The following is a 14,092-nucleotide window of genomic DNA, read 5'->3' as shown; positions in this document are numbered from 1 at the left end:
AGACGCCTCAAGCGCGTCGTCAACTCAAAAAGAAAACGCTTTTTTAGCGATTTTTCCTTCACGTTAATTACTTTTCCCAACCATTTGCTGAATCTTATGCAGAAGCATTTTAGCTATAACGCATTGCTTATTGCTGTATCGCAGCATTTATGAAAAACCCTTCCATCTCGCCATTTGTTCATCCAAACAGGCATTTATAGAAATTCGCCCATAAAAAAACCCACGCCGTAGCGTGGGTTTTTCTTACAAGTACCTGGTATTTTACCCGCACTTGCAGTGTGGCTGATCCGTTAGGATTAGCCGCGCTTAACAGCAGCGCCGAAACGCTTGTTGAAGCGCTCTACACGGCCACCGGTGGTCGCTTGCTTCTGCTTACCTGTGTAGAACGGGTGGCAGTTGGAGCATACGTCTAGCGAGAAATCCTGGCCAGAAGTAGAGCCCACCTGGAAGCTAGCACCGCAAGAGCAGTTAGCGGTGACCGTATTGTAATTCGGGTGAATACCTTGTCTCATCGTGATGATCTCTCAAGCGGTATGCCGCCACCTGATCCGTTGCCAGGCACCGCATACGGGTTTGGAAAAACTACTAACCGGTTAACCGTCTGATCGTTTAGATTCAGAGCGGCCGCATATTTTAGCAAAACTTATCGCCGGAGGCCAATTGCCTGACACTGTTTCTTTGCAGGTGCTAAAAGTCGCCTTGCCGTCCCCACTCCGACGCCTGTTTGATTACCTGCCCGCCAGCCGCACTCCCCCTTGCGGCTGGCAGCCTGGGCTTCGTGTACGCGTACCCTTTGGGCGGCGCGAAGTGGTGGGCGTGGTAGTTGAACTGGCTGCCACCAGCGAACTACCACGCAGCCAGTTACGTGCTGTCAGCGAAGCGCTGGATGATGCACCACTTCCCAATGACTGGCTGTGGCTATGCCGGTTTGCCGCACGCTACTACCAACACAGCCTGGGCGATACGCTCCATCATGCGCTGCCTGCACGGCTGCGCCAGGGCCACCCAATGGCTGGGCGCACGCAAACGCTGTGGTTTGCCGTAACGCATACCCCGCCGGATTTAAGCCGAGCGCCCAAACAAGCCGAGCTGTATGCGCTTTTATGCCAGCATCCGCACGGCCTGCCTTCACGGGCTGTCAGCGCCCACGGCTTTAGCCGCGACCAGCTGCTAGCACTGGGCAAGAAGGGGCTGGTCACCCACCAGGAAATCACCCTGACCGCCCCCGAGACGCCGAGTGGCAGTTTGCTTGCCACACCGGCACTGCCGCTCAATCGTGAGCAGGCCACCGCCCTTGCGGCGCTACACGAAAAGCTTGAAAGCTACCACCCTTGCCTGCTGGAAGGCGTTACCGGCAGCGGCAAGACAGAAGTGTATCTGCAGCTTATTGAAGCAATTGCCGCCAAAGGCAAGCAGTCGCTGGTATTGGTGCCGGAAATCGGCCTGACGCCGCAAACCCTGGCGCGCTTTAGAAACCGTTTTCGGGTGCCCGTGGTGGCACTCCACTCCGGCTTAACCGACCCCGAACGGCTGGACGTTTGGGAAGCCGCGGCAAACGGGCGGGCGCTGATTATCATCGGAACACGCTCGGCGATCTTTACCCCGCTTGCCAACCTAGGCGCGATCATTGTCGATGAAGAGCACGACGGCTCTTACAAGCAGCACGACGGGCTGCGTTACCACGCCCGCGACCTGGCCGTTGCACGCGCTCATTACCACGGCATTCCACTACTGCTGGGCAGCGCCACACCTTCGCTTGAGAGCCTACAGCAGGCGCTTTCCGGTAGTTATCGCCACCTGCGCCTTACTCAGCGGCCCAGCCGTCATCAGCCCGCCAAGCTGGAGCTTCTTGATTTACGCCACCAGCGCCGCCAGGGGGGCCTGCTACCGGGTGCTATCAAAGCGATCAAAAGCACCTTGAGTGCGGGCAAGCAGGTGCTGATTTTCATCAACCGGCGCGGCTTTGCGCCGTCGCTTGCCTGCCACGCCTGCGGCTGGATGGCGGAATGCGGCCAGTGCGACTCACGCATGACGCTGCACCGCCAGCCGCCGCTACTTGCCTGCCACCACTGCGATAGCCGTCGCGCCCTGCCGGATGCCTGCCCCGAGTGCGGCAGCGGCGACTTACGTGCGCTGGGAAGCGGCACCGAGCGTACCGAAGAGACGCTCCAGGGCCTTTTCCCCAAGGTCACCGTGCACCGTATTGATCGCGACAGCACCCGCAAGAAAGACAGCTTTGAGCAGATCCTAAAGGAGATTCAGCGGGGTGAGCCTTGCCTGCTGGTGGGTACGCAGATGCTTGCCAAAGGGCATCATCTGCCTCACGTCACACTGGTGGTTGTGGTGAATGCTGACGGCGGTCTTTACGCCGCCGACTTCCGTGCCCTGGAGCATAGCGCGCAGCTGCTGGAACAGGTGGCCGGGCGCGCAGGACGTGCAGCCGACCAGGGGCGGGTACTGGTGCAAACACTGCATCCGGATGACCCTCACTTAGGGCTGCTGGCCGAACAGGGCTATGGAGCATTGGCGAGAAACTTACTGGAAGAGCGCCGCCAGGCACACCTGCCGCCGTTCACGTTTATGGCGCTACTACGGATCGAAAGCCCCCAGGAACCGGCGGCCCTTGCCTTAGCGCAACAGGCAGGCCAAGCGCTGCGCGAGTGGCTGAAAACGTCGGGCCTTACCACTTACTGCCTGGGCCCCGTGCCTGCGCCCATGGAGCGACGCCAAAATCGCTACCACATGCACTTGATGCTGACCGCCAATAAGCGCAGTCAATTGCACGTGGCGGCCAGTTGGCTGGTGCAATGGCTTGAGGCCAACCGCGAGGCGCGCAAGGTGCGCTGGTCGATTGATATCGACCCTCAAACGCTTGCCTAGCCTGCGTCGCCGCCGTTGAAAATAGCCAGGATTGCCAAGGGCACTTATGCAAGGATCGCATCAACACCTTTGAAACTGCGCGCCAAATGCTGATAATGGCCGCTTTGCTGATGCACTTCGTAAGTGCGCACTTGCACACGCCGCCACCGACGTTACCCGGATACCTAAATGAAAGACACGATTGTTTCCCTGCTCAACGGCGCCATTGATGCGCTTAAGCACCAAGGCGTGCTGCCTGATGACCTTCAGCCCAACATCAAAGTTGACCCCACCAAAGACAAGGCGCACGGCGATTACGCCACGAACCTGGCACTCATGCTGGCCAAGCCTGCTGGTAAAAACCCTCGTGAGCTGGCCGAGGCGCTGATTGCCGCGCTGCCAGAAAGCGATGCACTTCAAAAAACCGAAATTGCTGGGCCCGGGTTTATCAACTTTTTTGCCGCCGCAGATGCCGCCGCCCAAATTGTGGCGCAAGTGCTGGATAGCGGCGACGCCTTTGGCCGCAGCATGGTGGGTAAGGCGGAAAAAGTGCAGGTCGAATTTGTATCGGCCAACCCAACAGGCCCGTTACACGTAGGCCACGGCCGCGGCGCCGCGATTGGCGACTGCCTGTGCCGCCTGCTGGAAGCAACCGGTTACGACGTCACGCGTGAGTTTTACTACAACGATGCCGGCGCGCAGATTGCCAACCTGGCCCGTTCGGTACAGGCGCGCGCCAAAAATCTGGGCCCTGATGATGAAAGCTGGCCGGAAGACGGCTATCGCGGCGAATACATTACCGATGTCGCTAACGACTACCTGGCGGGTAAAACGGTCACTGCCGATGACCGTGAAGTAACCGCTAAGGCAGACGCTGATGACCTGGAGGCCATTCAAGAGTTTGCCGTTGCCTGGCTGCGTCGCGAACAGGATCTGGACCTAAAGGCTTTCGGCGTTGAATTTGACGTGTACTTCCTGGAGTCATCGCTTTATCAGGACGGCAAGGTCAACGAAGCGGTTGAAAAACTCGTCGCCAACGGCCACACCTATGAAGAAGATGGCGCCATGTGGCTGCGTACCACTGACTTTGGCGATGACAAAGACCGCGTCATGCGCAAGCGTGAAGGCGGCTATACCTACTTCCTGCCCGACGTTGCTTACCACCTGGATAAATGGCAGCGCGGCTTTACCACCGTGATTAACGAGCAGGGGGCCGACCACCACTCGACCGTTACCCGTGTGCGTGCGGGCCTTCAAGCGCTGGAAGTGGGCATTCCCAAAGGCTGGCCCGACTACGTACTGCACCAGATGGTGATGGTCACGCGCTCTGGCGTTGAAGTAAAACTCTCCAAGCGGGCAGGCAGCTACGTTACGGTGCGTGACCTGATTGATGAAGTGGGCCGTGATGCCACGCGCTTCTTCCTCGCTGCACGCCGCGCCGACTCACAGCTAACTTTCGATATTGACCTGGCGCGCTCACAGTCCAACGACAACCCGGTGTACTACATTCAGTACGCCCACGCACGCGTAAGCAGCATGCTGCGTAAAACAGAGGCAGCGGGCCAGCCTTTTGATCATGCCTTGGCGCTTGCCAACCTCGCGCTGCTGGGAAGCGACCAGGAAAAAGCCGTGCTTAACCGCCTGGCGCGCTATCCAGAAGTGGTTCAAAACGCGGCGAAAAACCGCGAACCGCAGCAAGTGGCGCAGTATCTACTGGACCTGGCGGGGGATTTCCATACCTGCTACAACGCGGTCAAAGTCATGGTCGAAGACGATACGCTTCGTAACGTGCGTCTCTCGCTGGGTCTGGCAACCCGTCAGGTACTGCGTAATGGCCTGGACTTGATGGGCGTTAGTGCCCCCGAGGAGATGTAAGCCATGGCCAGCCCGCGCAAAAAGCCTGCTCGCCCTCGCCAGGGCGCTACCTCGCAGCGTAAAGCCCCTCGCTCCACCAAAGGCAGAGGGTTTCGCCTGCCGGGCTGGGTATGGGGTCTTGCCGGTATGGCCGCAGGTTTTTTCCTTGCTCAGCACCAGCACGGCACGGCGCCCTGGCAGGACACGCCAAGTGACCAGCCGCAGGCAACGGTACTCTCCAAACCCGAAAGTGCCGAGCGTGCCGCCGCCAGGGAAAACGAAACCGCAAGCGAACCCTCGATGCCCACGTTCGAGTTCTATACCTTGCTGCCTGAAACCGAGGTCATTGCCCCGGGTGTCACGCTTCCTTCAAGCGTTACCCGCCCGGAAGTTGCCGAGCAAGTTGATGTGCAAGCCGCCGAGAGCGCCTCAACCCAAACGTCATCAACTGACGACCCTATCGCTCAGGTGATTGCGGCCAACACGCGGCCGGAAGAGCAGGCAAGTACCGCGCAGCCGACAGCCCCCGCCAGCACCAGCGCGCCTAATCGCTACGTATTGCAGGCCGCTTCGTTTCGTGAGCTAAGCGATGCCGAGCAACTACGCAGCCGGTTACGTAATTTGAGCCTACTGGCGCAAATCAGCGAAGTGCAAGCAGGCGGCGATACGTGGCACCGTGTCCAGGTAGGCCCTTACGAAGACACACGCGAGTTGAACCGCGCCCAGGATTTAATGACCACGCAAGGCATTGAACCCTTGTTGATACAGCTGCAAAACTGATTTTAATAACCGGGCCTCAAACGAATAAAGCGGTAGGCGTTACCCAGCGGGCGGTTGATTTTTTATCAGCCGCCCGCATTTTATTGTTCATCGTCTTTTATAGGCGGTCGCTCTATCATCGTTTAAGCGGCCGTTCAGTTATCGGGAGCACGCCTCCCCCAAGGAGTTATCTCCATGACCACTATCGTATCCGTACGTCGCGGTAATCAGGTTGCCCTGGCAGGCGACGGCCAGGTATCACTTGGCAACACCGTGATGAAAGGCAACGCCAGCAAGGTGCGTCGCCTTTACCGTGGCAAGGTGCTCGCCGGTTTTGCAGGCGGCACCGCTGACGCATTTACGCTGTTTGAGCGCTTTGAAGCCCAGCTTGAAAAGTACCAGGGTCACTTGACCAAGGCGGCCGTTGAGCTAGCCAAAGACTGGCGCACCGACCGTGCCCTGCGCCGGTTGGAAGCGCTGCTTGCCGTCGCTGACCACAGCGCCTCGCTGATCATTACCGGCAACGGCGATGTGGTTGAGCCTGAACGCGGCATTATCGCGATTGGCTCAGGCGGCAACTTTGCCCAGGCAAGTGCCCGAGCGCTACTTGAGAATACCGAGCTTTCCGCGCGTGAAATCACCGAGAAATCGCTCCAAATTGCCGGTGACATCTGTGTATTCACCAACCATCACGTGACGCTCGAAGAGCTGAATACCAACGAACGTTGAGGCTGACTTAATGACTCAGATGACACCCCGCGAAATCGTCCACGCGCTTGATCAATACATCATCGGCCAGCAAGACGCCAAGCGCGCCGTTGCCATTGCGCTGCGCAATCGCTGGCGCCGCATGCAGCTTGACGACGACCTGCGTCCTGAAGTAACCCCGAAAAATATTTTGATGATCGGGCCGACCGGTGTGGGTAAAACCGAGATTGCGCGCCGTTTAGCGAAACTCGCCCGTGCGCCGTTTATCAAAGTAGAAGCTACTAAATTTACCGAGGTAGGCTACGTTGGACGCGATGTGGAATCCATCATTCGTGATTTGATGGAATCGGCCATGAAAATGGTGCGCGAGCATGCCAAAGAGGAAGTCGGCCATCGTGCCGATGATGCCGCTGAAGATCGCGTGCTTGATGCGCTTCTGCCGCCGCCCCGCGGCCAGGAAGACAAGCCTCGTGAAGACTCCAGCACGCGTCAAAGCTTCCGCAAAAAACTGCGCGAAGGCCAGTTGGATGATAAAGAGATCGATATAGAGGTCTCTTCCCAGAGCGCGGGTGTCGACATCATGACGCCACCCGGCATGGAAGAGATGACCAACCAACTGCAGAGCCTGTTTTCCAACATGGGCCAGCAGAAACGCGAGCAGCGCCGCGTAACGGTCAAAGAAGCGCTGGTACTGCTGCGCGATGAAGAAGCCGGCAAGCTGGTGAATGAAGATGAAATCAAAGCGCGTGCCGTTGAGGCCGTAGAGCAGCACGGCATCGTATTCCTGGATGAGATCGACAAAGTCGCCAAGGGCAGCGGACAGTCCAGCGGTGGTGAAGTGTCTCGTGAAGGCGTTCAGCGTGACCTGCTACCGTTGATCGAAGGCTCTACGGTTTCCACCAAGTACGGCATGGTGAAAACTGACCATATCCTGTTCATCGCATCCGGCGCTTTCCACTTGGCGCGTCCGTCTGACTTGATCCCCGAGTTACAGGGCCGTCTGCCGATCCGCGTGGAGCTTGATGCGCTAACGCCGGGCGACTTCAAGCGCATTCTGACCGAACCATCCGCATCATTGACCAAACAGTACCAGGCGCTGCTGGCAACCGAAGGGCTGGGTATTGAGTTCACCCCTGACGGGATTGAGCGTATCGCCGAGATTTCCTGGCAGGTTAACGAAGGCACCGAGAATATCGGCGCTCGCCGCTTGCACACCGTGATGGAGCGCTTGCTGGAAGAAGCCTCGTTCAAGGGCGGCGATATGGACAGCCCGCTGGTCATTGATGCCAATTATGTGAATGCCCAACTAGGTGAACTGGCTGTCGACGAAGACCTGTCGCGCTATATCCTGTAATGATCGCTTAAATCGCTTGCCCACTGATGCCTGTTTCAATGGGGCGCAGAAGGTGGGCAAGCTATCTCGGCAATAAGCCAAGAGGTTTGTGCATGAACGCTCCCGCCCCCAACCGGGTTCACTATCATAAAAAGGCCCGCGAACTTGAGCTTGGCTATGCCAGCGGTGAGAGCTTCCGGCTGCCGATAGAGTTTTTGCGGGTTTACTCGCCCTCTGCAGAGGTACGTGGCCATGGCGGTGATACCGCTGTGCTTCAAGTCGGTAAAAAGGATGTTGGGCTACAAAACATCGTCCAGACAGGCAACTATGCGCTACAGCTTTACTTTGATGACGGGCATAACAGCGGCATTTATAGCTGGGAATACCTGTTTGAACTCGCCACGCATCAAAAAGCCTATTGGGAGAACTACCTGCAGCGGCTAAAAGAAGCCGGTGCATCGCGCGAGCCAGCAGGTATCCAATTCAAGCAGCTGTGATTCTTGAAGCATGCTTCAAGAACCATAAGCCAAGAACCAAACTCAAAAACCATGACCCAGCGCATCCGACCAGGCGCAGACAAATTGGGGCAGACAAGGCTACAATATCGCCAAACTTTTTATACGACGACCATCTGGTCGATTGTTACCGCCTCGAACTCGGGAGCTAAAGCCCCATGAGCCCCACGGAAAAGCGCACCACCGATTTTGGTTATCAAGAAGTCCCGGTCGACGAGAAAGCATCACGTGTAGCGGATGTGTTCCACTCTGTCGCCGCCCGTTACGACGTTATGAACGACTTAATGTCGATGGGCATCCACCGTGTATGGAAACGTTTCACCATTGAGCGTGCGGGCGTTCGCCCCGGCCACCACGTTTTAGATATCGCGGGGGGCACCGGAGATTTAACCCTTAAGTTCTCACGTATTGTTGGCCCGCGCGGCAAAGTCGTGCTTGCCGACATCAACGCCTCCATGCTGAAGGTTGGCCGCGACAAGCTGATGGATAATGGCGTCGGTGGCAACGTTGAATACGTTCAGGCCAACGCTGAGTGCTTGCCCTTCCCTGACAATAGCTTTGACTGTATTACAATTGCGTTTGGCTTGCGTAATGTGACCAACAAAGACGCCGCACTACGCTCCATGGCCCGCGTGCTAAAACCGGGTGGCCGCTTGCTGGTGCTGGAGTTCTCCAAGCCCAATAACCCGCTGCTTTCTAAAGCCTACGATGAGTACTCTTTCCGCCTGCTGCCTAAAATGGGCGAGCTTGTCGCTGGAGACGGCGAAAGCTACCGCTATTTAGCGGAGTCCATTCGCATGCACCCGAACCAGGAAACGCTTAAAGCGATGATGGAAGCAGCAGGCCTTGAGCGGGTGGAGTACACCAACCTGACGGGCGGTATTGTGGCCCTGCACCGTGGCATCAAGTTATGACGTTATCGTCGATAGTGGTATCAACGATCACGAGGTCAGCATGCTGTTAACCCCGACACTTGTGTTGGCCGGTTGTGAACGTACGCTTAATGCCCTGCTCGCTCGCGACCCTGCCGCACCGGCTCGCTTAGCGGCCCTGGCGGGCAGTCGGCTTTTGGTGCGTTTGGAAAAGCCACATCTGCAGCTGGTACTGCATTACCATTTGGCGGGTATTGACCTACTCCGTGGGGATGACGTAGACGAAGCCGATGTCGACGCAGTGGTAGAACTCACGCCTGAAACCTTCTCTGAATGGATCAGCGGCGCCTCCATTGAGCGGCTCATGTTTGACGGCAAGCTCGCGGTGCGCGGACGCCTTCATCTGCTGGAAGCTACCCGCGACCTGCTGTTTGACCTGGATATCGACTGGGAAGCCGAGCTTGCCAACTGGTTGGGCGATATCCCCGCTCACTCGTTGGCCGAAGGCGTGCGCCGCCTGACGCGCTGGGGGCTGCGTACCAAGAATGAGCTTCTTCAGGATGTCTCAGAGTATGTATTTGAAGAAGCGCGTTTACTGCCAGGCCGCCAGCAGCGTGATGTGCTGCGTGACCACTTAACCGAACTTGAAGTGGCAACTGACCGTTTGGAAGCCCGCTTTAACCGACTCCATCGCCGTCTGGTGCGTGACTCATCGCTTGCCTCACAGGAGCCGTCGGCATGAGCCTGCGTCTGTTCAAAATTCTTTGGATTATTGCGCGCCACCGGCTAGACACTCTGATTCCTATGGAGCGGCTGCCGTTTTGGCTGCGAGCGCTTTTATGGTTTTCGCCGCTGCGGCTTTTTTCGGTTGGTCGCCGCAGTCGTGGCGAGCGATTGCGCCTGGCGCTGGAAGCGCTGGGGCCTATTTTTATCAAATTTGGCCAGATGCTCTCCACGCGTCGAGACCTCTTACCGGATGATGTCGCCAACGAGCTTAGACGCCTACAGGATCAGGTGCCGCCCTTTCCGGGCGAACTTGCCGCCGCCCGGGTCGAAAAAGAGCTGGAGATGTCACTTGATGTAGCGTTCGCTGAATTCGAGCAGGCGCCGCTTGCCTCGGCATCCATCGCCCAGGTACATGCGGCCAAGTTACATACCGGCGAAGAGGTGGTGGTTAAAATTATCCGCCCCGGTATCGACCGCATCATGCGCCAGGACATGGCGCTGATGTATCAGGTTGCCAAACTGTTTGCCAAGGTGCCCGAAGCCCGCCGACTGCGCCCGGTCGAAGTGATTCGCGACTATGAGGCCACGCTATTCGACGAACTGGACCTTTATAAAGAAGCGGCCAACACCTCACAGCTCAAGCGTAACTTCAAGGATTCACCGCTGCTGTTTGTACCGACTATTTATTGGCCATTCACACGTCGACACGTGATGGTTCAGGAGCGTATTCGCGGTGTACCCGTCGCGGATATGGAGACGCTGACCGCCCGTGGGGTCAACTTAAAGAAACTCGCTGAGCGCGGCGTAGAACTCTTTTTTACCCAGGTATTTCGCGACAACTTCTTTCACGCGGATATGCACCCGGGTAATATTTTTGTTAATTGCGATAATCCCGAAGATCCTCAATACATTGCGATCGACTGTGGGATTGTGGGCAGTTTGACCCGCGAGGATCAGGACTATCTCGCGCGTAACCTTTTGGCATTTTTCCATCAAGACTATTATGAAGTCGCCGCGCTGCACATCGAGTCTGGCTGGGTGGGCGAAAATACTCGCGCGAATGAGTTTGCCGCGGCCATCCGCACCGTTTGCGAGCCGATCCTTGAAAAGCCTTTAAAAGACATTTCCTTTGGCCAAGTACTGTTAGGGCTTTTTCAAACGGCTCGGCGCTTTAATATGGAAGTCCAGCCTCAGTTGGTACTGCTGCAAAAGACCCTGCTCAATATTGAAGGCCTTGGCCGCCAGCTCTATCCGGAGCTTGATCTATGGAGCACTGCCAAGCCCTATCTTGAACAGTGGATGAAAGACCGCGCGGGCATTAGCGGGCTGTGGGAGTCGTTAAAGCGCCAAGCACCTGAGCTTTCTCATCAGTTGCCTGAACTGCCCGTTCTTGCCCACCAGGCGCTGACCCGGATGGAAGTTGAACATCGCCAGCGTCACCAACAGGTCGACTCGATTCATCACATGCAGCGCCAAATGGCGGATCAAGGAAAACGCCATCACCGCTTACGGATTGGTCTGCTCCTGGTAGCAATTGCACTGGCCTGGCAGCCGCTTGTCAGTTGGGCCGCTACTCAGGATTGGCCGATTTTAGGCGCAGCCGCCATTGGCTTGCTGCTACTGTTATGGCAATAGCGTTGTTATAAACGTGGTTGGACGTTCGCACGTGGTGGGACTTTCACTAACGAATGATGATGCTCACTGTTGTAAAGGAGACTCATGAATACCCCTTTAACGTCTAATCACGCCCCCGTGCTGGACACCCTCGCCGAGGTACTAAAGCAGCGGCGCAGCGCTTCTTCTGAAGATTCTTACGTTGCCTCCTTGCATCATAAGGGTTTGAACAAGATACTCGAAAAAGTGGGTGAAGAAGCCACCGAGACGCTGCTTGCCGCAAAGGATGCAGAACACGGCAGCCCCGAGCAGCGCCAGGCACTGGTCTCGGAAACCGCCGACCTCTGGTTCCATACGCTGGTTATGCTCTCTCACCTGGAGCTGGATCATCAGGATGTGTTAAACGAGTTGGCGCGGCGCTTTGGCATTTCCGGCCATGACGAAAAAGCCGCACGTACGCCATAATAAATAACACGCATTTGAATTAACGAGGATACGCATATGTTAGGTGGCATCAGTATTTGGCAGCTGCTAATTGTCTTAGGCATCATTATTTTAATCTTCGGCACCAAAAAGCTACGTAATGTGGGCACCGACCTGGGCGGCGCGGTTAAAGGCTTTAAAAAAGCGGTGCATGAAGACGAGAAAGACGACGAAAAGAAAGACGCCGAGCCTCCGCATGCCAAGGTTAGCCACGAAGAACCTGGCAACACTTATGACGTTCAGGCCGAAGAAAATCGCAAGGCCCGTAACGAAGAGCCCAAATAATTTATGTTGGATATCGGCTTTCTTGAACTGATGCTTGTCGGTGTCGTGGGACTACTGGTACTTGGCCCTGAGCGCCTCCCTCGGGCGGCGCGTACGGCAGGCCTTTGGGTTGGTAAAATCAAGCGCACGATATCCGGCATGCAGCGCGAAATTAGCGCGCAGCTTGAAGCAGAAGAGCTGCGCCAAACGCTGAACGAACAGCAAAAGACCATTAACGATAGTCTGAAGAGTGCTAAAAAAGACGTTGAGAGCATTCTCGACACTCCCTCCTCGCGCAGCACTTCTTCATCGGCAAGCCAGAGTGAAACGGAGCAACGTGTAGCCCAGGCAAGTGCCCAGTTGGATGAAGCGCAGCGGGAAGTGAACGAAGCGGCGCCCCATACCTCCAACGAGCCCTTAAAGGCGACCTCTAAAAAGGATAGTCAGAACCCATGAGTACCTCTGGCGACGCTCGGGAACCCCAGAACGATCAGCAGCAGGCCCCATTGATTGAGCATTTGATTGAGCTTCGCATGCGCCTTGTCCGTGCGGTGGTGGTCATTTTAGTGGTTTTTCTGGGCCTTTATGCTTTTGCCAATGATATCTATGGCTTTGTGGCCGAGCCGCTGATGGCTCTGCTACCGCCGGGTTCGCAGATGATTGCGACCGAAGTAGCCTCGCCGTTTCTAGCGCCCTTTAAGCTAACCCTGGTGGTCGCCGTTTTTATCGCTATACCCTTTGTACTACATCAGGCATGGGCGTTTATCGCGCCAGGGCTATACGATAATGAAAAAGCCTTGGCGATTCCCATTCTGGTCTCAAGTATTGGGCTTTTTTATGCGGGTGCGGCTTTTGCCTACTATGTGGTATTTCCGCTACTGTTTGCCTTTTTCACCCAGGCCGGGCCTGAAAACGTCACGGTCATGACCGATATTAACCAGTACCTGAACTTTGTACTGAAGCTCTTTTTCGCCTTTGGCGTGGCGTTTGAAATCCCCATTGCGACCTTTTTGTTAATCCTGTCGGGCGCCACCAGCGTAGAGAGCCTTTCCAAAAAGCGGCCCTATGTTTTTCTGGGCTGCTTTGTCATAGGGATGCTGCTAACACCGCCAGATGTGGTATCACAAAGCCTGTTGGCACTGCCCATGTATCTGCTTTACGAGGTAGGCCTGCTGTTTGGTCGCCTGGTGCGCAAGCGGCGTGATGAGCAAGCCACCGAGGAGCAGTAGCCGTAAACAGCGCTTCTACCACCTGAAACCCACCGCATCGCTATTGACGTTATCACCACGTTAAAAAGCCTCTGTCATTATTCATGACAGAGGCTTTTTTATAGCGCAGCGTCTACCGCTTATTAATCCATCATTTCGTCAATGCGGTCTACCAGCTTAAAAATACCGGTGGCGGCTTCACTGATACGCGTTGCCAGCATATAGGCGGGCGTGGTGACCACTCGGTGCTCCAGGTCGACCACAATGTCATCCACTGCGCAGCTGCGATGCAGGCCACCCATGGCGCTGATAGCCCCCGACACACTTGGGTCATGGCCCACGGTAACCGCAACACCCTCACCCAAAAGCCGTGGCACCAACACCGGCGCAATACACATTAACCCAATCGGTTTTTCCTCTTCCCGAAAGCCGGAAAGCGCGTCTTTTAGTGCCTCCAACACTTGCATGCCGTCCCCTGCGCTTGCAAAGTCAGACAAATTCTTCGCCACGCCAAACCCACCCGGCACAATGACCGCATCAAACTCATCAGCCTTTAGCTCAGTCATCGGCTGGATGTCGCCACGCGCAAGGCGCGCTGACTCCTGAAGCACGTTGCGTGACTCACCTTCTACAGCTTCCTGAGTGAGGTGGTTAACAACATGATGTTGCTCAATATCGGGCGCAAAGCAGCGATAACCGATGCCCAACTGGTCCAAACGCAACAGCGTTAACGTGGTTTCATAAATTTCAGAACCATCAAAAACGCCACAACCCGCTAATACCACTGCCACCTGTTTGGTCATGCCTATCCCCCTTATCGCAGTGTCTGCCGAATGCAATACAGCAAAGCAATCGCTCACTTTAGTCAGTGTGGCGGTTTGCCACAAGACGGCTTTC

15 protein-coding genes are annotated in these 14,092 nt (G+C 56.2%); 13 read left to right on the top strand and 2 right to left on the bottom strand.

Annotated elements, in window-relative coordinates:
* Window positions 1-296: 296 nt before the first annotated feature.
* Window positions 297-512 carry a 50S ribosomal protein L31 gene (gene rpmE / locus INT20_RS10160; protein WP_087105934.1) on the bottom strand — a complete coding sequence of 72 codons (216 nt, stop codon included), beginning with the start codon at window positions 510-512 and terminating at the stop codon, window positions 297-299.
* 148 nt (window positions 513-660) lie between these two features.
* On the opposite strand from rpmE, the gene INT20_RS10155 reads away from it, so the two are divergent.
* The 13 genes from INT20_RS10155 (at window position 661) to tatC (ending at window position 13,216) form a co-directional block, all read left to right on the top strand.
* Complete coding sequence (locus tag INT20_RS10155; RefSeq protein ID WP_193056851.1) at window positions 661-2,880, top strand: primosomal protein N'; 2,220 nt, start codon at window positions 661-663, stop codon at window positions 2,878-2,880.
* A 168-nt stretch (window positions 2,881-3,048) separates the two neighbouring features.
* Window positions 3,049-4,734 carry an arginine--tRNA ligase gene (argS, locus tag INT20_RS10150; RefSeq protein ID WP_193056850.1) on the top strand — a complete coding sequence of 562 codons (1,686 nt, stop codon included), beginning with the start codon at window positions 3,049-3,051 and terminating at the stop codon, window positions 4,732-4,734.
* A gap of 3 nt (window positions 4,735-4,737) precedes the next feature.
* Window positions 4,738-5,493 carry an SPOR domain-containing protein gene (locus INT20_RS10145; protein ID WP_193056849.1) on the top strand — a complete coding sequence of 252 codons (756 nt, stop codon included), beginning with the start codon at window positions 4,738-4,740 and terminating at the stop codon, window positions 5,491-5,493.
* Between the two features lie 174 nt (window positions 5,494-5,667).
* Window positions 5,668-6,201 (top strand): ATP-dependent protease subunit HslV, encoded by a 534-nt coding sequence (gene hslV, locus INT20_RS10140; RefSeq protein ID WP_172117389.1) that lies wholly within the window; start codon window positions 5,668-5,670, stop codon window positions 6,199-6,201.
* Window positions 6,202-6,211: 10 nt separating this feature from the next.
* The gene (gene hslU, locus INT20_RS10135; protein WP_172117388.1) at window positions 6,212-7,534 is read left to right on the top strand and encodes an ATP-dependent protease ATPase subunit HslU; all 1,323 of its coding nucleotides are present in this window, start codon (window positions 6,212-6,214) and stop codon (window positions 7,532-7,534) included.
* A gap of 92 nt (window positions 7,535-7,626) precedes the next feature.
* Window positions 7,627-8,010: a gamma-butyrobetaine hydroxylase-like domain-containing protein gene (locus tag INT20_RS10130; protein ID WP_193053294.1), complete on the top strand. Its 384-nt coding sequence runs from the start codon at window positions 7,627-7,629 to the stop codon at window positions 8,008-8,010.
* 176 nt (window positions 8,011-8,186) lie between these two features.
* Window positions 8,187-8,942: a bifunctional demethylmenaquinone methyltransferase/2-methoxy-6-polyprenyl-1,4-benzoquinol methylase UbiE gene (gene ubiE, locus INT20_RS10125; RefSeq protein WP_172117386.1), complete on the top strand. Its 756-nt coding sequence runs from the start codon at window positions 8,187-8,189 to the stop codon at window positions 8,940-8,942.
* 40 nt (window positions 8,943-8,982) lie between these two features.
* Complete coding sequence (locus INT20_RS10120) at window positions 8,983-9,642, top strand: ubiquinone biosynthesis accessory factor UbiJ (protein WP_087105919.1); 660 nt, start codon at window positions 8,983-8,985, stop codon at window positions 9,640-9,642.
* Entirely contained in the window at window positions 9,639-11,261 is a 1,623-nt protein-coding gene (gene ubiB / locus INT20_RS10115; protein WP_193056848.1) for a ubiquinone biosynthesis regulatory protein kinase UbiB, read from the top strand. The genes INT20_RS10120 and ubiB overlap by 4 nt, the downstream gene beginning before the upstream one ends.
* A gap of 84 nt (window positions 11,262-11,345) precedes the next feature.
* The gene (locus INT20_RS10110) at window positions 11,346-11,705 is read left to right on the top strand and encodes a phosphoribosyl-ATP diphosphatase (RefSeq protein ID WP_087105914.1); all 360 of its coding nucleotides are present in this window, start codon (window positions 11,346-11,348) and stop codon (window positions 11,703-11,705) included.
* A 36-nt stretch (window positions 11,706-11,741) separates the two neighbouring features.
* On the top strand, window positions 11,742-12,008 hold the full coding sequence (gene tatA / locus INT20_RS10105) for a Sec-independent protein translocase subunit TatA (RefSeq protein ID WP_193053297.1): 267 nt from the start codon (window positions 11,742-11,744) through the stop codon (window positions 12,006-12,008).
* 3 nt (window positions 12,009-12,011) lie between these two features.
* Window positions 12,012-12,443, top strand: coding sequence for a Sec-independent protein translocase protein TatB (tatB, locus tag INT20_RS10100; protein ID WP_193056847.1), 432 nt, complete (start codon window positions 12,012-12,014; stop codon window positions 12,441-12,443).
* A complete protein-coding gene (gene tatC, locus INT20_RS10095) occupies window positions 12,440-13,216 on the top strand; it encodes a twin-arginine translocase subunit TatC (protein WP_193056846.1) in 777 nt (258 codons plus the stop codon). Before tatB ends, tatC begins: the two co-directional genes overlap by 4 nt.
* A gap of 122 nt (window positions 13,217-13,338) precedes the next feature.
* On the opposite strand, the gene elbB is transcribed toward tatC, so the two are convergent.
* On the bottom strand, window positions 13,339-13,998 hold the full coding sequence (gene elbB / locus INT20_RS10090) for an isoprenoid biosynthesis glyoxalase ElbB (RefSeq protein ID WP_193056845.1): 660 nt from the start codon (window positions 13,996-13,998) through the stop codon (window positions 13,339-13,341).
* Window positions 13,999-14,092 lie beyond the last annotated feature (94 nt).

This window comes from Halomonas citrativorans (assembly GCF_014898005.1).
GTDB classification, from domain to species: Bacteria; Pseudomonadota; Gammaproteobacteria; order Pseudomonadales; family Halomonadaceae; genus Vreelandella; species Vreelandella citrativorans.
This window is presented reverse-complemented; position numbering and strand designations above follow the sequence as displayed.